A 3014-nucleotide genomic window follows, 5' to 3' on the forward strand; every position below is an offset into this window, starting at 1 on the left:
GGTCACTAGGGGTGTCGACCGACACCATGGTGATTGTACCCCGAATTGGTGTCTTCAGCTGTGACGACAAAAGAACCAATTGTACCGTCGCCAAGGTATCAGCGTTTTCATGAAAAGCTAAGCCCGGATGCTAGAAGGGGAATGAAAAAATGGAGTTCCTGAGTCCTGTAAGGACTCAGGAGGAGGGAGTTATAGTGGCGCCTACTGAGCAGTGATCCGAGTGTAGTTATCCAGGGAGTCTGCGGTAACCGCTACCGTTTCATTGTCGTGGTACGCTTTGAAGTACTCAGCAAGAGCGTCCTGTTCTTTACCATGCCCGCTGAAACTACTGCTACCAGCAGAGAGGTAGGAGCCATTATCGAGGTCAATTCGAGAGGCATTGCCCAAGTTGGTCAGCGGGTAGAGGTCACCACCGTTAGCCAAGAAGGCAGTAGTCACAATGCGGTAGTTGGTGCTTGCATTATCATAAGTGCCGTTATCAAAGACAGAACTGCGCAGGGTTCCATTATCATACATGAGTTGGATCTTGGTGATCCGAGTACCGTTTTCAGAAACTGTCCCGTTGTCGAGCGTTGTACGGGATTTATTGTCCAGATCATGAGTGAAGCGCAATCCACTGACCTGAAGGAAGCGAGGAGGTGTCGCAGTCGAAGAGGAGAGTGCAACACTGTGCTCAAGAATGCTCTTCAACTCAGTGGCCGTAACCTGCAGGATTGCCAACGACTGGTTGTCTGGCAGGACAGACTGGATATCAGCGTTCGTGATCGGGCCAATTGCCAATCCGTTTCCGATCCCACGAGCCTCTCTGAAGGCTGCATCAATCGTGATTCCATTAGTTAGATTATCAGCATACCAGCGATTGGACTTAGCGATCAGGTTACCTAGTTGGGTATCTTCAGTTCGCAATTGGGCCGCACTGCTATGTAGGGTTATGTTATCGTATCCTACAGTATTTGATGTTGTGTTGTCATACGCGGTATCGACCACTGCTTTGATAGCAGTCTGCAGAGTGGTGACGCTGCTGATTGCAGTACCGCCAACTGAACTGACCACAGTAGATGTCGCTGCGTAGGCACCGTTGATCTTACTGTCCAGAGAACTGGACTGAATCACACCGTTTTGATCAAAGTTTACTACCAGGCGTCCAAGGTATTTGTAGTCTCCATCCACGTTGACCACAAGCACAGGATTTTTTTCCTTATCTGTAGTCTGGTAGGGGTAGCTCTCATCGAAGCTGGTGTCGGTGACATGGGTGCCTGAGAACAAAGTATCGTTACCGTCTCCCATGCGGGTTCCGGAGCCACCAGCAACAATAATGTCTACATCATAGAGTTGACTGGGCAGGCTCTTCTCTAGGGCAATGTCCTGAAGATGAGAGAGCAGCACAATCTTGTCGATTTGCGCAGCACGTAGTACGTTGACGGTAGGCTGGAGAGCAGAGGCAATATCACTCGCAGTTGCTGGTACGGTATCATTATCAGGTGAGATGGTCAGCCCACCAATGCTGCTAACGTTATCGATATCTGGAGAGGCAACACCGATCAGGCCAATCAATTCGTTACCGACACTGATGACGGAATAGCTGGCTAATTTTCCAGCTTCCTGGCTAGTGTAGGTTCCATTGTCACCCTCCATGGTGGCTCCAAAAGCCGCTGTAATATTAGAGAGATTGGAGAGGTGTGGGAAGTTGGCGCTGACATTATCAGTTGGGGACGTCCCTGGTTCAATAGCGTTTTGGAGCGCGGTGGTTCCAATGGCGAATTCGCTGGGACTCAAACCTGCGGCATCAACACCAAGTGCATTCAGCAAGGCTATGTCTACGCTTCCGTTGTCAGTGTCCAAAACCGCGTTGTAGACAGTACTGTTGTCAGCAGCAGCAGTAAAACGGACTGACTGGGGATCAAGATGTCCACCTGAACTGACCAGAAGGGTGTTAGCTCCATAGGTAGCGTCTCCCCGGAAGGCACTAACTAGGGCGGAGAATTCATCCACGTTATCGATCGCGGTTTGCTCATCACCGGTTACGTCGGAGAAGTGCAACAACTGCAGGGTGAAAGCCCCACTGCTGGTAGTGGTGTCTGTGCCAGAGCCACTACTATCTGTAGAGCTAGAACCATCATCTAGGCCCACATTGCCAGCTGCATTGGAGATACTGGTCTCAATGTTTGAAGTGTACAGTTCGTTGCTGGAGGCAACAGCTATCATTGAAGTTCGTACGCTGGAAGTTTGAGAGTTCTTCTGCTCCGTGGTCAAATCGCTAAGGCCGCTGATCCCAGCGATTACACCAGTACTCAGACTAGAGATTAGGTTGGTCGCAGTGGCCTTGTCATAACCTTTACGTTGTGATTCTGCAGCCGCCTCATCAGCGAAAATACCAATGTAATTGTTGTTGGCGATTTCATCAGCAGTGGCCCCGGTCTCACTCAGATTGCTCACTACAGCTTCACCGAGTAATTCGAAGTAAAGCGTATAGCCAGAGGATGCGGTTAGGATAGCTCTGCCCATAGCCTGCAGGAGAGCTGGGAAATTTTGTGTGTCTCCCACCACAGCCACCCGAGCACTGCGACTGTTTGTCAAGGAAGATGCACCGCTGGCATTGCTCATCAGGGACTTCACAGTCGCCTTGATGGCATTGGTCTCCTCTACTCCACTCAAATCAGCTCGAATTCTGGTGACAGCTCCGATTAAAGCTTCTGGTATTATGGTCAGTAAATCGTTGTTTTCACCCTCATTGGAGGCCTCTGTCTGAGCTGCAGTTGTGATAGCCACCACCTCTGTAGCAGTCAGGTCCCCACTCGCTGTTAGGTCAGTGGTCAGTTGGTCAATGACTGTCTTCAGGAAATCATTCCTTACAATGAAGTTTACTGTGGACGCTGAAACTAGCGCATTGCTGCTAGTACTACTGGTAATCCCAGTGTTTACAGTAATTGTGTAATTCCCGTCGTTCAAATCCCCGGTAGGATCTACCGTGTAGGTAGTACCAGATCCAGTCAACCCAAGGGCCAGGCAGGTTG

General features: G+C 50.1%; 1 protein-coding gene. It reads right to left on the minus strand.

The window, feature by feature from the left end; translation table 11 throughout:
• Nucleotides 1-201: 201 nt before the first annotated feature.
• Nucleotides 202-3014, minus strand: a 2813-nt coding sequence (locus P8O70_20735; protein ID MDG2199267.1) for a bifunctional metallophosphatase/5'-nucleotidase, incomplete at its 5' end; no start/stop codon positions are given.

It is taken from the genome of SAR324 cluster bacterium, assembly GCA_029245725.1.
Lineage (GTDB): Bacteria > SAR324 > SAR324 > SAR324 > NAC60-12 > JCVI-SCAAA005.